The sequence below is a fragment of the Brevundimonas sp. UYEF29 genome, assembly GCF_040546195.1.
GTDB classification, from domain to species: Bacteria; Pseudomonadota; Alphaproteobacteria; order Caulobacterales; family Caulobacteraceae; genus Brevundimonas; species Brevundimonas huaxiensis.
This window is the reverse complement of the sequence record NZ_JBEPNH010000001.1, coordinates 80,861-96,179: the sequence shown is the minus strand read 5'-3', so window position 1 is coordinate 96,179 and position 15,319 is coordinate 80,861. Positions and strand designations below refer to the sequence as shown.

The 15,319-nt window shown below is 68.1% G+C and carries 14 protein-coding genes, 1 tRNA gene and 1 pseudogene; 9 read left to right on the top strand and 7 right to left on the bottom strand.

All coding sequences use genetic code 11. From position 1 onward, the window contains the following. Positions 1–10 precede the first annotated feature (10 nt). Positions 11–835 carry a sterol desaturase family protein gene (locus ABIB58_RS00550; protein WP_354038526.1) on the bottom strand — a complete coding sequence of 275 codons (825 nt, stop codon included), beginning with the start codon at positions 833–835 and terminating at the stop codon, positions 11–13. Between ABIB58_RS00550 and ABIB58_RS00545 the strand changes: the two genes are divergently transcribed. Continuing rightward, on the top strand, positions 834–1,319 hold the full coding sequence (locus ABIB58_RS00545; protein WP_295205225.1) for a sterol desaturase family protein: 486 nt from the start codon (positions 834–836) through the stop codon (positions 1,317–1,319). The genes ABIB58_RS00550 and ABIB58_RS00545 overlap by 2 nt on opposite strands. Positions 1,320–1,363: 44 nt before the next feature. Here ABIB58_RS00545 and fni read toward each other — a convergent pair. Next, positions 1,364–2,329: pseudogene (gene fni / locus ABIB58_RS00540) on the bottom strand (type 2 isopentenyl-diphosphate Delta-isomerase); the annotation flags it as partial. A gap of 109 nt (positions 2,330–2,438) precedes the next feature. On the opposite strand from fni, the gene ABIB58_RS00535 reads away from it, so the two are divergent. From ABIB58_RS00535 to ABIB58_RS00525, 3 genes are read left to right on the top strand one after another with little or no spacing between them, the layout of a single operon-like run. Then, positions 2,439–3,335 (top strand): polyprenyl synthetase family protein, encoded by an 897-nt coding sequence (locus tag ABIB58_RS00535; protein WP_354038523.1) that lies wholly within the window; start codon positions 2,439–2,441, stop codon positions 3,333–3,335. After that, positions 3,325–4,242, top strand: a complete 918-nt coding sequence (locus ABIB58_RS00530) for an ABC transporter ATP-binding protein (RefSeq protein WP_354038521.1) — start codon at positions 3,325–3,327, stop codon at positions 4,240–4,242. Before ABIB58_RS00535 ends, ABIB58_RS00530 begins: the two co-directional genes overlap by 11 nt. Beyond that, positions 4,239–5,306 carry an ABC transporter permease gene (locus tag ABIB58_RS00525; RefSeq protein WP_354038519.1) on the top strand — a complete coding sequence of 356 codons (1,068 nt, stop codon included), beginning with the start codon at positions 4,239–4,241 and terminating at the stop codon, positions 5,304–5,306. Before ABIB58_RS00530 ends, ABIB58_RS00525 begins: the two co-directional genes overlap by 4 nt. 3 nt (positions 5,307–5,309) lie before the next feature. Here ABIB58_RS00525 and ABIB58_RS00520 read toward each other — a convergent pair whose 3' ends face one another. Genes ABIB58_RS00520 through crtY form a run of 3 tightly spaced genes read right to left on the bottom strand, consistent with a single transcriptional unit; the run spans position 5,310 to position 8,886 of the window. Next, positions 5,310–6,242, bottom strand: a complete 933-nt coding sequence (locus ABIB58_RS00520) for a phytoene/squalene synthase family protein (protein ID WP_295205240.1) — start codon at positions 6,240–6,242, stop codon at positions 5,310–5,312. Beyond that, complete coding sequence (locus ABIB58_RS00515; RefSeq protein WP_055754144.1) at positions 6,239–7,720, bottom strand: phytoene desaturase; 1,482 nt, start codon at positions 7,718–7,720, stop codon at positions 6,239–6,241. Before ABIB58_RS00515 ends, ABIB58_RS00520 begins: the two co-directional genes overlap by 4 nt. Then, complete coding sequence (gene crtY / locus ABIB58_RS00510; RefSeq protein WP_354038516.1) at positions 7,720–8,886, bottom strand: lycopene beta-cyclase CrtY; 1,167 nt, start codon at positions 8,884–8,886, stop codon at positions 7,720–7,722. The genes ABIB58_RS00515 and crtY overlap by 1 nt, the downstream gene beginning before the upstream one ends. Positions 8,887–8,966: 80 nt before the next feature. Between crtY and ABIB58_RS00505 the strand changes: the two genes are divergently transcribed. After that, positions 8,967–9,692, top strand: a complete 726-nt coding sequence (locus ABIB58_RS00505) for a fatty acid desaturase (RefSeq protein ID WP_354038514.1) — start codon at positions 8,967–8,969, stop codon at positions 9,690–9,692. A 98-nt stretch (positions 9,693–9,790) separates the two neighbouring features. On the opposite strand, the gene ABIB58_RS00500 is transcribed toward ABIB58_RS00505, so the two are convergent. Then, a tRNA-Ser gene (locus ABIB58_RS00500) sits at positions 9,791–9,882 on the bottom strand. 126 nt (positions 9,883–10,008) lie between these two features. On the opposite strand from ABIB58_RS00500, the gene ABIB58_RS00495 reads away from it, so the two are divergent. Genes ABIB58_RS00495 through ABIB58_RS00480 form a run of 4 tightly spaced genes read left to right on the top strand, consistent with a single transcriptional unit; the run spans position 10,009 to position 14,814 of the window. Then, positions 10,009–11,493 carry an exopolysaccharide biosynthesis polyprenyl glycosylphosphotransferase gene (locus ABIB58_RS00495; protein WP_354038511.1) on the top strand — a complete coding sequence of 495 codons (1,485 nt, stop codon included), beginning with the start codon at positions 10,009–10,011 and terminating at the stop codon, positions 11,491–11,493. A gap of 11 nt (positions 11,494–11,504) precedes the next feature. Then, positions 11,505–12,950: an oligosaccharide flippase family protein gene (locus tag ABIB58_RS00490; RefSeq protein WP_045811618.1), complete on the top strand. Its 1,446-nt coding sequence runs from the start codon at positions 11,505–11,507 to the stop codon at positions 12,948–12,950. Further along, the gene (locus ABIB58_RS00485) at positions 12,947–13,879 is read left to right on the top strand and encodes a glycosyltransferase family 2 protein (RefSeq protein ID WP_185223998.1); all 933 of its coding nucleotides are present in this window, start codon (positions 12,947–12,949) and stop codon (positions 13,877–13,879) included. Before ABIB58_RS00490 ends, ABIB58_RS00485 begins: the two co-directional genes overlap by 4 nt. Continuing rightward, entirely contained in the window at positions 13,876–14,814 is a 939-nt protein-coding gene (locus tag ABIB58_RS00480) for a glycosyltransferase family 2 protein (RefSeq protein ID WP_231576685.1), read from the top strand. The genes ABIB58_RS00485 and ABIB58_RS00480 overlap by 4 nt, the downstream gene beginning before the upstream one ends. Here ABIB58_RS00480 and ABIB58_RS00475 read toward each other — a convergent pair whose 3' ends face one another. Beyond that, entirely contained in the window at positions 14,815–15,318 is a 504-nt protein-coding gene (locus tag ABIB58_RS00475) for a DUF1543 domain-containing protein (RefSeq protein WP_045811615.1), read from the bottom strand. Position 15,319: the final 1 nt, after the last annotated feature.

Here is a 15,319-nt window from a genome sequence, read left to right as displayed (position 1 = left end):
CCATCCTGGATCAAAGCGGTGGCGTCCCCTCGTTTCTCCGCCGAGCGGACGAAATCTCGCTGCCTGCCCATCGATCCCACATCTGGAAATACAGGCCGTAGTTGCCGTTGAAGCGTTTGTGGTGCGCGTCGTGGTGGGTGGCGGTGATCATCCAGCGTAGCGGGGCGCGTTTCAGCCAGGACGCGGGCCAGACTTCGCGTCCGGCGTGGTTCAACACGGCGGTTGCGGTCATCAGGGTCAGCAGCGCCAGCGCCACGCCCCAGTGAATCGGGATGAAGAGGGTCAGGGCCGGCAGGAACCAGGCGGTTGCGATGGCCTCGGCCGGATCGAAGGCGAAGGAGGCGAAGGCGCTGGGGTCGCGCGACCGATGATGCTCGGCATGGGCCCAGGGGAAGATGCGCGGATGGTGCAGTCCGCGGTGGACCCAATAGTAGAAGGCGTCGTGGGCCAGCATATAGACGATGAAGCTGGCGGGCAGCCACCACAGCGGCCAGGCATGGATATCGTCGTAGATCGCCGTGCCGCCGCGCTTCCAGAGTTCGATGACGAATGCGGCCGGCAAGGCGTAGATCGGGCAGGCGATCAGGGACGCGATGACTTCAGCGCGGATTCGTTTCGCCGCCGGCGGCCTGTGGTTCAGCTGACGCCCCCGTCCCGGTCCGCCCCACAGCAAGCCATGGGTCACGACACCGACCAGCAGATAGCGCACGCCGATGATCAGGCTGAGCGCAAGGGTGGTGACGACCAGATCCTTCAACATGGGCGCACAGACGGCGAAACGTCGCGCCGGGTCAAGTCGTGACGCGCAGGCCGCAAAGCGCCTATGATGGGTCATGTCCTGGCCGACGATGATCCTGCTGTTCCTCGCCACCTTCCTGGGGATGGAGGTCTTCGCCTGGGCGATGCATCGCTATGTCATGCATGGCCTGCTGTGGACCTGGCACCGCAGCCATCATGAGCCGCACGACGACGTGCTGGAAAAGAACGACCTGTTCGCCGTGGTGTTCGCCGCCCCGGCCATCGTCTTTGTGGCGCTCGGGCTGCACGTCTGGCCCTGGGCGCTGCCGATCGGCCTGGGTGTCACAGCCTATGGACTGATCTATTTCTTCTTTCACGACGGACTGGTGCATCGCCGGTTTCCAACGGGAATCGTTGGGCGCTCGGGGTTCTGGACGCGACGCATTCAAGCCCACCGGCTCCACCACGCAGTGCGGACGCGCGAGGGTTGCGTGTCGTTCGGCTTCCTGTGGGTGCGTTCGGCGCGCGCGCTGAAGGCCGAACTGTCTCAGAAACGCGGCGCTTCCAGCAACGGCGCCTGAGCCAGGGCGGCAAGGTCCGCCGATCCGGTGCAGAAGCAGGTCAGCCGCAGTTGGGCCGCCATCAGATCCAGATGATCCACCACGGCCTCGGTCGACGTCAGCGCCGCCTCGAGCACGCCCGCCGCCTGGCCGACCAGACAGGCGCCCAGCCGGATCGCGCGCGCCGCATCCAAACCGTCACGGATGCCGCCCGACCCGATCAGATCCAGTTCCGGCGCGCCTTGGGCGCAGTCTGCCAGGCTGCGCGCCGTCGGTACGCCCCAGCCGGCGAAGGGCGCGGCCAGTGCTTCCGCGCGACCGCCCGTGGCTCGCGCACCCTCGATCAGGCCCCAGTTGGTGCCGCCCGCCCCGGCGACGTCCAGTGCGGCGACGCCCATGTCCGCCAGGCGACGCGCCACCGCGCCCGACAGGCCGGCGCCCGTCTCCTTGACGATCAGACGGCCCGGGAAGACCGCCGCAACCTGCTCGATGCCTCTCGCCACGCCGCGCCAATCGCGATCGCCCTCGGGCTGAACGCCCTCCTGCAATGGGTTGAGATGCAGGATCAGGGCGTCGGCGCCGATCATCTCCATGGCCCGACGCGCCTCGTCGACGCCATAACCCAAGGCGAACTGCACGGCGCCCAGATTGGCCAGGATCATCGCATCGGGGGCCCGGCGTCGCAGATCCAGCCCCAGGCCCAAACCGCCCTTCGTCTCCAGCGCGACGCGCTGCGAGCCGACCGCCAGAACGACGCCTAGAGCCTGGGCGGCCTCGGCCAGACGCGCATTGATCGCCTCGGCCCGCGACGGCCCGCCGGTCATCGAACTGATCAGGAACGGCAAGGCGACCGGTCGCCCCAGAAAGCGCGTCGCCAGATCGATGGCGTCGTGATCGATATCCGGCAGGGCGTCGTGAACAAAACGGACGGCGTCCAGACCCGATGTCGTCTGGCTGACGCCCCGACCGGCCCGCACATGGTCGATGTGTTCGTCCTTGCGCCGGATCAAGGCATCGGCGTCGGTGGACATCGCAAACGGCTCCTGGCGGGTTGCATCCGACGCGGTCGTGATGCCGTATGGCATCATAAGGGTTCGGCGCGTGGTCGCAACGCGACGTCGGCGACTATGGGAGATCTGTATGGCCATCGTCGGCATCCGGCGCCAACCGCCTCTGGCGGGCGCATCCTGCGACCCCGACGATCTGCGTCTGCAGGTTCAGGCGCGTCTGGCCGAGGTCGCCCCGGCGCATGACGGCCTGTTGTCCACGGCCGCCCGCGAAGCCTTGCTGGGACAGGGAAAACGCGTCCGGCCGGTGCTGGCCATGCTGGCGGCGGCGCATGTCGGCGGCGAGCCGGAAGACGCCTTGGACTACGCCTGCGCCCTGGAAATGGTCCATGCCGCGTCGCTGGTTTTGGACGATCTGCCATGCATGGACGACGCCTCGCTGCGTCGGGGCCAACCGACCCTGCACCGTCGCCATGGGGAGGATACTGCCGTGCTGGCGGCCGTGGCCCTGCTGAACCAGGCGACGCGTCTGGTGCTGCAGACGCCTGCGCCGGCGGAAACGCGTCTGGCGGCCTTGGACCTTTTGACGCAGGCGATCGGCTTTGATGGTCTGTCCGAGGGTCAGATGCGCGACCTGCGCGACGACGCAAGGGATCGCGACGAAACCGCCCTGCGCCAGATCAACGATCTGAAAACCGGCGCCCTGTTCGTGGCCACCGTGCGCGGCGGCGGCCTGCTCGGCGGGGGCGATGCACAGGATCTGGCGCGGCTGTCGATTTTCGGCGAGGCGATCGGCTTCGCCTTCCAGCTTTGCGACGATCTGCTGGATGTCTGTTCGACCGTCGATGCGGTCGGCAAGGACGTGGGCCAGGACGACGACACCACCACCTTCGTCGATCTGTGGGGTGAATGCCGGACCCGCGCGGCGGTGCGGCAATCCTTGACCAAGGCGGTCGAGGCGGTCGGCCATGACAGCCCCCTGGCCCTGTATGTCCTGGACCTTTTCCAGCAGGCCGAACTTGGGGTCTGACGTCGCGCCGGCCCTGTCGCTGAGCGGGATCCATGCGGGCTATGACGGCCGATCCGTGCTGAGCGACTTCAGCCTGAGCATCGCTCCGGGCGAAGTCTATGCCCTGCTGGGGGCGAATGGTGCGGGCAAGTCCACGGTGGCGCGTGTCGCTTCGGGTCTGCTGCCCGCGCGGCGCGGGCGCGTCGTCCTGGGCGAAGGCGGCGGACCACGCGGGCGCATCGGGCTGGCGCCGCAGGACAGCGCCCTGTTCCCGGCCCTGTCGCCGCGCGAGAACGTCGATGTCACGGCGCGCCTGTGCGGCGTACCCAAGCGGGATCGCGGCGCGGCGGTGAACCGCGCGCTCGACCTGACCGGGTGCGGCCCGCGCGCGGACCAGCCGGTGCGCACCCTGTCCGGCGGCTGGAAACGGCGCGCCAACCTCAGCGCCGCCCTGGTCGGGCGCCCGCGGCTGCTGATCGCCGACGAACCGACGGAAGGGGTGGATGCGGCGACCCGCGGCGTCCTGTCCGTCGCCCTGCGCGAAACCGCAAAGGCCGGCGCCGGCTGCCTTCTGATCAGCCATGACGCCGTCTTCGTCGCCGATACGGCCGACCGGATCGGTGTCCTGGCGCAGGGGCGTCTGCTGGCCGAAGGCGCCCCGAACGCCCTGCTTCATCGCGCGTTTGGCTCAGCCCGGCTGCTCAGCATTCGCCTGACCCGACCGGCGTCGGACCCTGCTGCCCAATGGTTCGCCCAGGCGGGGCTGACCGCGTCCGAGGATGGGCTGGAGTGGCGTCGGCTCTGCGAGGACGCGCTGGCCATCGCCCAGATGCTGGCCGCTGTCGTCGATGGCGAGGATGGCGAGGTCGCCGTGCGCCGCCCCGGCCTGGACGATCTGGTCGCACATTTATCGCAGGCTCCGTCATGATGGCCGTGGCGGGCGCCTGGGCGAGAGGATTTTGGCGCGACCGCGCAGGTGTGATCCTGACCCTGCTTTTGCCGCCCCTGGTCTATCTTTTGTTCGCGGCGATCTTCGGCGCGGGCGCACGGGGCGACATAGACACCACAGTCGTCCTGCATGACGCGTCGCGCACGCCCGCGACGGCGGCGATCCGCGAGGCTGTGTCGAAGGACATGGGCGATCGTCTTCGCATTGTCGAAGATCGCGAGGCCTTCGACCGCGCCGTCATCGACGGTCGCGCCGACGCGGGCATACTGATCCGTCCCTCGACGCAGGGACCGCCGAAGCTGGTGATCGTTTCCGCCGCCGGCCGCGACGTGGCGGCATCGGCGCTTCAGGCGCGGCTGGAGCCGATGGCCGCCGCCCTGTCGGGTCAGGGCGCACGACCCGCACCGCGCGTTCAGACCCTGCAGATCGGTCCCCAGGGTGATGTGCAGGCGACCTATTATGCGGGCGCGGTCAGCGTCATGTTCGTCTTTTTCGCCGCCATGCATGGGGCCATGGGTGGGCTGGACGAGCGGCGATCCGGCCTCCAATCACGCCTGGCCCTGGCCCGCGGCAGCCTCGCGCCTATCCTTGGCGGGCGGGCCGTCTGGCTGACGGCGGTCGGCGTGATGCAGTCGGCGACGGTCTTCGTCGCGGCCTGGGTCAAGCTGCCCGCCCTGGAGCCCTGGCAGATGGCGGCGGCGACGGTCACTGCCTTGGCGGTCGGTTGCTGCGCCGCCGGCCTGGCCCTGGCTCTGACGGCGGCGTGTCGATCGCGCGAGCAAGCCCAACCGCTGACGACCTTCGTGGTCCTGCTTCTGGCCGCTCTGGGCGGATCGATGGCGCCGCGCTTTTTGATGCCCGAGGCCTTCCGCGACCTCGGCTGGATCACGCCCCACGCCTGGGCCATCGAGGCCTATCAGGCCGTGATCTGGCGCGGTGAGTTCACCTCGACCGTCATCGCCGCCTGGGCGGTCATGGCCGGTCTGGGCGCAGGGGGCCTTGCGGTCGCCCTGATGTTGGAGAGGCGGCGCGCGGCTCGCTGATCGTCAGACGTGCGTCCACAAGGCCGGGCGCGGCGGCGGCTCGCGCCAGGCATCCAGCGTCTTGCACCACAGGGCGATCAGACCGCCCCGCCCCAGCAGCATCAGCTTGCCAGCCTTGTCGACCGACGTCCGTCCGTCCCAGGCGGTCACGCCGGCGCGCGACACATGGCGGCCGATCGAACGATAGACGCCGCGCGCCGTCGCGATGGCCCAGGCCGAACGCGGGTTCAGATCGCGCAAACCCCACCGCGCAGAGGCGTAGAAGGGCTCGGCCGCCGCCACCAGACGCTGCGCCGTCCGGGCCACAGCGGCGCGGTGCTGGGGCTGATCGACCTGATCGCGCGGCACGCCCGCCTCATCCAGCCAGGCGCCGGGCAGATAGACGCGCCCGCCCTTCGCATCCTCGACCACGTCGCGGGCGATGTTCGTCAGCTGGAACGCCAGCCCCAGGTCCTGTGCGCGACGCAGGGTCGGCGCATCGTCCACCCCCATGATCCGCGCCATCATCACCCCGACGACGCCGGCGACGTGATAGGCATAGTCCAGCGTGTCCTCCAGCGTATCGTAACGCCGGCCGACCACGTCCATCTCGAACCCTTGCAACAGGTCCATCGCCTCGTCGGCAGGAATGCCGTGACGCATGGCCACGCGCTGGAAGGCGGTGAAGACCGGGTCCGTCTGCGGCTCTCCGGCCAGGGCTGCGGCGGTGCGCAAACGGAGTTCGTCCAGCTTCTCGCCGGCCAGCACCGGATCGATGCCGACCGCGCCGTGGCCCAGCACCTGGCCGTCGATCTCGTCGTCGCAATGCCGGCACCAGGAATACAGCATCCAGGCGTCGTCCCGGATCGCCGCCGGGAACAGGCGCGCGGCGGCGGCGAAGCTCTTGGACCCCTGCTCCATCGACTGGCGGCTGTGATCCAGGACGGCGTCGGTCATGCCGGCTGCCTCGCGTCCTCGATCATCAGGGCGGCGGTGGCCTTGGCCGATCCGACCACGCCCGGCACGCCCGCGCCGGGATGGGTGCCGGCGCCCACGAAATACAGGTTGGGAATCTGGTCGTCGCGGTTATGCACCCGGAACCAGGCGCTCTGAGTGAGGATCGGCTCCAGCGAGAAGGCCGAACCCTGGTGGGCGTTCAGCTGGTCGCGGAAATCGACCGGCGTGAAGATGCGGCAGGTATCCAGGTCCGCCGTCAGGCCGGGGATGTAGCGTTCTTCCAGATAGGCCAGAATCCGGTCGCGATAGCGCGGCCCCTCGACCTCCCAGTCGATATCCGCAGAGGCCAGATGCGGCACGGGCGCCAGCACATAGAAGGCGTCGCAGCCTTCCGGGGCCAGTGACGGATCGGTCCGCGTCGGCGCATGCAGATACAGCGAGAAGTCGTCGGGCAGATCCGGCCCCTTGAAGATTTCGGCGATCAGTTCGCGATAGCGCGGCCCGAACAGCACCGTGTGGTGGCGCACCTCCGGGTGAACCCGCTTCAGGCCGAAATAGATGACGAACAGCGACATGGAGTGACGCCGCGACGCCAGCTTGGCGCCTTCCTTCTGACCGCGTGGTTCCTGACCTAACAGGCGCTGATAGGTGTGCACCACGTCGGCGTTGGACGCGACCATGTCGAAGGCCAGCGTCTCGCCGTTCACCACCACGCCGGTCGCACGACCGTTCGCCATGGTGATCCGCTCGACCGGACTGTTCAGTCGGACTTCCCCGCCCAGATCCTTGAGCAGACGCACCATGGCCTGGATCAGGGCGCCGGTGCCGCCACGCGGGAACCACACGCCCCAGCGCCGCTCCAGCGCATGGATCAAGGCATAGATCGACGAGGTCGCGAACGGATTTCCGCCGACCAGGAGGGAGTGGAAGCTGAACGCCTGACGCAGGTGCTCGTCCTGAATGTAGCTGGCGACCTTGTCATAGACCGATCGCCAGGCCTGAAGCCGCATCAGCTCCGGCGCCGCCTTCACCATGCTGGCGAAGTCCAGGAACGGCACGGCTCCCAGCTTCAGATAGCCTTCCTTCAGCAGGTCCTGCGAATAGGCCAGGAACTTGCGATAGCCTTCTTTGTCGGCCGGATTGCGCGCCACGATCTGGCGGTCCAGCTCATCCTGATCGTTGACGTAGTCAAAGACGTCGCCGTCTTCCCAGCACAGTCGATAGAAGGGCGCCACCGGCAGCAGCTCGACATAATCCGACAGCTTGCGCCCGCTGGCCTCGAACAATTCCTCCAGCGCCGACGGGTCGGTGATGACGGTGGGACCGGCGTCAAAGGTATAGCCCTTGTCCTTGAACACATAGGCCCGGCCGCCCTCCAGATCGCGGGCCTCGAACACCGTGGTCTGAATGCCCGCCGACTGCAGCCGTATGGCCAGCGACAAGCCTCCGAAGCCCGATCCGATTACAGCAGCCCGCATCACGCACGTCCTTTTTCGACCAGACAGGTCAGTGCGGCGCCGATCGGCACCGGGGGTTTTCCGCTCAGGATCCGTGCCTTGTCGGCGAGTGTGGATCCAGCGGCGTAGAAGCGTTCGACCAAAGGCTGGGGCAGGCGATAGAACCGCTCCAGCACCTTGTATCGCTCATCGGGCCGCGCCGCACGGAATAGCATCCGGTTCAGCAACCGATAAAAGCCTCGTCCGGCCCATACGTCATGCGCATGGCGGCGGATGGCTACGGCGACCGTCGCCGGCTCGAAATCCCGCGCCAGCCGGTCGGCCAGGCGCACCGCGTCCGGCAGGGAATAGCCGGTGGTCGGGTGAAACAGCCCGGCGCGCAGGCCGCTGAGCGCCGTCGGCCCCATCCGCGACAAATGCGCGCCGATGTCCCCGTCGAGCGCCACGGGCAGGACGCCGTCCTCCTCGCGCAAGACCGTCTCGATCTCCCAGCCGTGCCCGCGGGCGTAATCCAGCACGCCCTGCCGTAACGCCGCGCGATCCAGCGCATCGCCATCGGTGTAACGCGTATCCTCGATCAGCAGAATGCGATCATCGAACGGCAGGGTGTAGAGAAACCGATAGCCCCCGGCCTGGTCGACGCAGGCGTCCATGACGATGGGCGTGGTCAGGCCATGCGGCGCCGCCAGCCGCACCTCCAGCCCGACGAACTTCTGGAACCCCAGCGCCAGATCCGGCGTCGCGGTCGGCCCGCGCCCATCGATCACCGTCTTGGCGCTCAGACGCCGCCCATCAGCCAGCACCGCCTCGGTCGGCGACACTGAGGCGACTGGCGCACCCAGCATGATCCGTCCGCGCAAGGCCGCCTCGACCACCGCCGCGAACCGTTCGGCCGTGACGCTGCAATAGGGCGTCGACAGCGCGCGTTCGAACTGGGGAAAACGGACGCCGTATCCCGGCCAGCGATGCACCACCAGGGGCGCGATCCAGTCGCGCTGATCCTGCGTCAGGTCGCTGTCGAAAAAGGACCAGGTGTGGACCCCGCCCAGGGTCTGCGCCGCCTCGACGATTCGCACGTCCAGCTCGGGCCGCAACTGCGACAGCCGGAGCGCCAGCAGGCCATTGGCCAGACCGCCGCCGACCAGCAGAAGGTCCGGCGCGGAAGTGTCAAAGGCGTCGACCTGCATTCCTGACAGGTGACATGCGCCGAAGCATGCGGCAAGCGAACAGGATGCTTACAGGGCCGCGATGCGCTAAGTGTCGCGCCATGTCCGCCGTCACGCCAATGTCACGGGTCGTCCCGAACCAGGCCCTGATTGGCCTGACGCTGGCTGGCCTGATCACGGCGGCCTGGCTGATCCTGCACATCTACGGCGTCTATTTTCATCGCTGGACGATCTGGAGCGTCCTGACCGTTCCGCTGATCGTCGCCGTCCAGACCTGGCTGTCCGTGGGCCTGTTCATCGTCGCCCACGACGCCATGCACGGCTCCCTGGCGCCGGGCCGCCCCCGGCTGAACACCGCGATCGGCAGCCTGGCGCTGGCCCTCTACGCCGGTTTTCGGTTCGCGCCCTTGAAGACGGCCCACCACGCCCATCACGCGGCGCCCGGCACGGCGGACGATCCCGATTTTCAAGCCGACGCCCCCCGCGCCTTCCTGCCCTGGTTCTACGGCTTCTTCCGCACCTATTTCGGCTGGCGAGAACTGGCCGTTCTGACGGTGCTCGTGGCTGTCGCCGTGCTGATCCTCGGCGCCCGCACACCCAATCTTCTGGTCTTCTGGGCCGCGCCCGCCTTGCTCTCGGCGCTTCAGTTGTTCACCTTCGGCACCTGGCTGCCCCACCGGCATACCAACGAAGCCTTCCCCGACCATCACAACGCCCGCACCAGCCCCTTCGGCCCGGTCCTGTCGCTGCTGACCTGCTTCCACTTCGGCCGCCACCACGAACACCACCTGACCCCCTGGAAGCCCTGGTGGCGTCTTTTCAGCTAGTCGTACACGGTGGTCGTTTTCAACGGCGACATGACGCGCGAAGCCAACTGACCCTTTGCGCGGCGGGTGGCTGCTGTCGGCCCATATTCTAAGAGGAATGGCGGAGACGGAGGGATTCGAACCCTCGGTACCCCTTACGGGGTACGACGATTTAGCAAACCGTTGCCTTCAGCCACTCGGCCACGTCTCCTGCGAGGGCGTCGATAGCGGAGGCTGATGCGTCGCGCAATCCGGTTCGAGAGAAAGCGTCCACGTTAACGCGACATAGAGGCCGAAGCGGCAGAATCGCGGCCGTCATTCGCTCCTGGATCGCCTGTTGCTCGACCGTCCCGCCAGTCTCGCCGCCGACACGCCGCTGAAGAGCCGGCCGTCGCGCGGGCCGTTCCGCCCGGAGATCTGGCTGAATGCGCGCGAGCGGTCATCCGTGCGCCTGTCGGCGCATTACTTCCGGCTGATCGACGTGCTGATGGTCTGCGGATTGGCGTTTAGCGCGGTTCTGGCGATCCAGCCGACAGGTCTGGCCTCGATCACGGTCGGCGACGCCGCGCCCGTGGTCGTCGGCGCTATGCTTGTCCTGGCTCTGATGCGCGCGCTTCAGCTTTATCGATTCGGACGCGACACGCCCTGGCCTCTGCACATGACGGGCGTTGTGGGCGTGGGAGTCGTCTCGGCCGGCGTGGCGCTCGTGCTGGGTTGGCTGCTGGACCGACCGGCGCTGGACGTCATTGCGCCCTGGGCGGTGACGACGACAGCCGCCTTGGCGCTGTTGCACGGCCTGTGGCTGGTCGTCATTGCGCGGTGGCGTCGGCTGGGCGTGCTGTCGCCCAACATCGTCATCGTCGGCGCGACACGACACGCACGACGTTTGATCGAACAGGCGTTGGAGCGACGCGACATGAATGTGCTGGGCGTGTTCGACGACCGCTTGGCCCGGTCGCCCGACAGCGTCGCCGGCGTGCCTGTGCTTGGGACCGCCAAAGCCCTGTTGACCCACCGGCTGACGCCCTATGTCGATCGCATCGTCCTGGCCATCGATCCGGAGGCGGGCCAGCGCGTGCGCGACCTGACGCAAACCTTGAACGCCCTGCCCAATCCGCTGACGGTCTTGGTCGATTCGGAACTGGGTCGCGACGGGGTGCTGAACAGGTTGGCCAATGCGCCGCTTGCGTCCCTGGACGGTCCCGTCGATCCCGACAGGCGAGCTTTCAACAAGCGGATGCAGGATTTGCTGATCGGCGCCGTCGCTCTGGTGGTTGCTGCGCCCATCATGGCCCTGGTCGCACTGGCGGTGAAGCTGGACAGCCCAGGCCCCGTCTTCTTCCGCCAGCGCCGCCATGGCTTCAATCACGAGACCATCGTGGTGTGGAAGTTCCGCTCCATGCGCCACGCCGCCGCCGACGCCACCGCCAGCCGCCAGGTCTGCGCCGACGACGACCGCGTGACCCGTGTCGGCCGCTTCATCCGCGCCACCAGCCTGGATGAGCTGCCCCAAATCTTCAACGTCCTTTCGGGCGAGATGTCCCTGGTCGGTCCCCGCCCCCACGCCATCGGCATGAAGACCGGCGAGACCGAATCCGCCCTGCTGGTCGCCGAATACGCCCACCGCCACCGCATCAAGCCGGGCATGACCGGCTGGGCCGCCATCAAGGGCTCGCGTGGACCGGTCGATACCGAGGCCCAGGTGCGCGAGCGCGTTCAGCTGGACATCGAATATATCGAGCGCCAGTCCTTCTGGCTGGACCTCTGGGTCATCGCCATCACCATTCCCGTCCTGCTGGGCGACCGGGCGGCCGTGCGTTGAGCGAGAAGCGCATGTTCTGGCGCGGCGTCTGGGGCTATCTGCCGGCCCAGATCGTCCAGGGGGTCGTCGGTTTCCTGACCATCTTCGTCTTCACGCGCCTGCTCAGCGCCGACGATTTCGGCCATTACGCCCTGGCCTTTTCGGTGACGACCCTGGCCCACACCGTCACCTTCACCTGGCTGGAGGCGTCAATGGCGCGCTTCTGGGCGGCCGAGCGCACGCCCGAGGGCATGGCGACCCATCTCGCCAGTCTGTACCGCACGTCCTTCACCATCATCGCCGTCTTCACCCCGATCGCGGCCCTGGTGGTGTGGCTGGCGCCGCTGACGCCGGCGTTCAAGATCGCCGTCGCCTTCGGCCTGGCCGGCGCGCCGGTGCGCAATCTCGCCAAGCTGGCGCAGGAACGGTATCGCGCGGCGGGCGAGGTGTCGAAATCCGCCGCCGTGGACATCGGGGTCGCCGTATTGGGGTTCCTGGTCGGGGCCGGGTTCGCCCTGGCCGGCGCCGGCGCGGCCTCACCCCTGCTGGGTCTGGCCATCGCGCCCCTGTTCGCCCTGCCCTTCATCCTGCCGGGCGAGTTGCGTCAGGCCGGTGGCGGAACCGTGGATCGCACGCGGCTGAAGGCCTATGCCCTCTATGGCTATCCCATTGCGGCGTCGCTGACCTTGGCCTTGGTGCTGGCCTCGACGGACCGGTTTCTGCTGGCAGCCTTCATGGATGCGGCGGCGGTCGGCGCCTATCACGCCAGCTACAGCCTGGCGAACCGGACGCTGGACGTCATCTTCATCTGGCTGGGGGCGGCCGGGGCGCCGGCCATGGTCATGGCGCTGGAGCGCGGTGGACGCGAGGCGCTGCGTCAGACCGCCATCGAACAGGGTTCGACCCTGATCCTGATCGGCCTGCCTGCCGCCGTGGGCCTGTCGCTGGTCGCGCGACCGCTGGCGGAGTTGATGATCGGCCAGGATCTGCGCGCCGCCGCTGCGCTGGTGACGCCGTGGATCGCGGCCTCGTCCTTCCTGTCAGGCATGATCGCCTATTACTTCGGCTTCGGCTTCACCTTGGGCAAGAAGACCGGCCTGCTGCTGGTGACGATGGCGATTCCTGCGCTTTGCAACGTCATGCTGAACTTGGTGCTGATCCCCCGCATGGGCGTAACCGGCGCGGCCGTTTCGACCGCCGCCAGCTTCGCCATCGGCCTGATCGCCTGCATCCTGCTCAGCCGCCGCGCCATCGCCCTGCCGATGCCGTGGGACGCGCTGATCCGTTGCGGGATCGCCTCCGCCGTCATGGCCGGAGTCGTCGGGTTGCTGCCGCCGCTTGGCGGCTTCTTGGAGCTGATGATGGACGCGAGCGTGGGCGGCTTCGTCTATGCCATCGTGGCCCTGACGCTGAACGCCGCCGGGGTGCGTGATGTGCTGCTGCGCCTGATCCGCGCGCGCCGGAGCGTGCCGGCATGAGCGCCCATATTCACGACAACGCCGCCTGGTCTCAGGCGACGCCGACGATCTCGGTCCTGATCCCCTTCCTGCGCGACGATCCGCAAGAACTGCTGCGTCAGCTGGACAGCGAGGCCACGGCCCTGTCCGGCGCGGTCGAGCTGATCCTGCTGGACGACGGCACCGCCGACGCTGATCTGACGACTCGGCTTCAGGCGACCATCGACGCCCTGCGACTGCCCGTCCGGCTGATCACCCTGGCCGCCAACGAGGGTCGCGCGAAGGGCCGCAACCGGCTGACCACCGCCGCGCGCGGCGAGGCCTATCTGTTCCTCGACAGCGACATGCGGCCCGACACGCCGGCCTTCCTGCAAGACTGGCTGCGACTGGTCACCGACAGCGCGCCCGCCGTCGCGTTCGGCGGTTTCTCGCTGGACCATGCGCCGACCGATGCCCGGTTCACCGTCCACCGCGCCCTGTCCGGCGCCTCGGAATGCCTGCCGGCGTCCCAGCGCGCCCTGACGCCCGAAAAATACGTCTACACCTCCAATCTGCTGGTGCGCCGCGACGTGTTCGCCGCCGAATCCTTCGATCCCGGTTTCAGCGGTTGGGGCTGGGAGGACGTGGAGTGGGCCATGCGCGTCTCGCGCCGCTTTCCCGTCGTCCACATCGACAATCCCGCCACCCATATGGGCCTGGACACGGTCGAGGATCTGGCGCGCAAGTTCGATCAGGGCGCCGACAACTTCGCCCGCGTCGTCGCTCTGCATCCCGCCATCGTCCAGACCTATCCCAGCTACAAGGCCGCGCGCGCCCTGAAACGCCTGCCCGCCCTGCCGCTGGCGCGCCGCCTGATGAAACAGGCCGCCTTGACGACGGCCCTGCCGGTCAAGGCCCGCGCCTTCGCGCTCAGGCTCTACCGCGCCGCCGTCTATGCGGACGCCGTATGACCATGCGCGATGTCGCCGTCATCATCCCGACCCTGCGCCGCCCCGACAGCCTGGAGCGCGCTCTGCGCTCCGTCTTCGCCCAGACCGGATCTCTGCACCGCGTCGCCGCCATCGTCGTCGCCGACAACGACCCAGACGGATCGGCCGCGCCCCTGATTGAGCGCCTAAGCGCCGAGGCGGCCGTCCCCCTCACCTATGCCCACGTCCCCGTCCCCGGTGTGGCGACGGCGCGCAACGTGGGCCTGTCCGCTACCGACGCGACCCTGATCGCCTTTCTGGACGACGACGAAGCCGCCTCTCCCAGCTGGCTCGCCGCCCTGCTGAGCGCCCAAACCCAGACCGGCGCCGATGTCGTCTTTGGCCCCATTCGCGGGCGGGTGCCGGAAAACACCGGCTGGACCACCGACTATCTCGAGCGGTTCTTTGGTCGCGACGGCCCGCGCGAAACCGGCCTGACCGACGAGATCCACGGCTGCGGCAACAGTCTTATGGTGCGGGCGACCGCCCTGCCCGGCGAGGCCCCGTTTGACGTCGCCATGAACGAGACGGGCGGCGAGGACGACCGGCTGTTCACCGCCCTGTCGGCGCGCGGCGGTCGGTTCGGCTGGGCCGCCGAGGCATGGGTGGACGAGTTCGCACCGCCCCACCGCGCCACTCTGACCTACGCCCTGACCCGCGCCTTCGCCTATGGCCAGAGCCCGACCCAAATGGCCGCCGACCGCCGCGACTGGCCCGGCGTCGTCAAATGGATGCTGGTCGGCCTGGTCCAGACCGGCGTCTGGGGCGTCACTTCCCTGATCGCCGCCATCCTGCGTCGCCCAAACCGCGCTCAAAGGTACGACCGCTGCGCCCGAGGCCTCGGCAAGGTCTTCTGGACCAAAGGCTTCGAGCCGAAACTTTACGGCGCGGCAATGCTGAAGCGCCCCACGGCCTAATCAGCGGATCGGCATGTAGCGGCAGGTGAAGTCCGGATCGCCGCTCATCAGGCTGGGCTCGAGGTGGATATACAGGCGTTCGGCGCCTGCAACGTCGTCCAGCGCAAAGGCCTGTTCGGCCTCATACATCTCGTCGCGATGCGCGTCCGTCCAACCCTTGGCCCGTCTGATAGCCCGCGCCTTGGCCGCCGGCAGACTGTCGGCGACGACGAAAACATTGCGGTGCTGCTCGGCGAACGCCACCCCATCATAGCCGCCCAGATTGACGTAGTAGAGCTTTTCCTTGCCCTCATAAGGCGTAGGCGACAGGCTGACCTCATAGCCGTCCGCCTGCGAAATCTCCGACCAGCAATCGATGTGCAACGTCCCTTCGCGTCCCCACCACTGCGCCAGCAAGGCGTCTTTCGTCGCTTCGATCGTGGGGGCGACGAGGAAGCGCATATCGTGCATCTCGATATTGGCGCCGGGGTGCTCCCCGCCGATGTAAATCGCAAACAGCTTCATT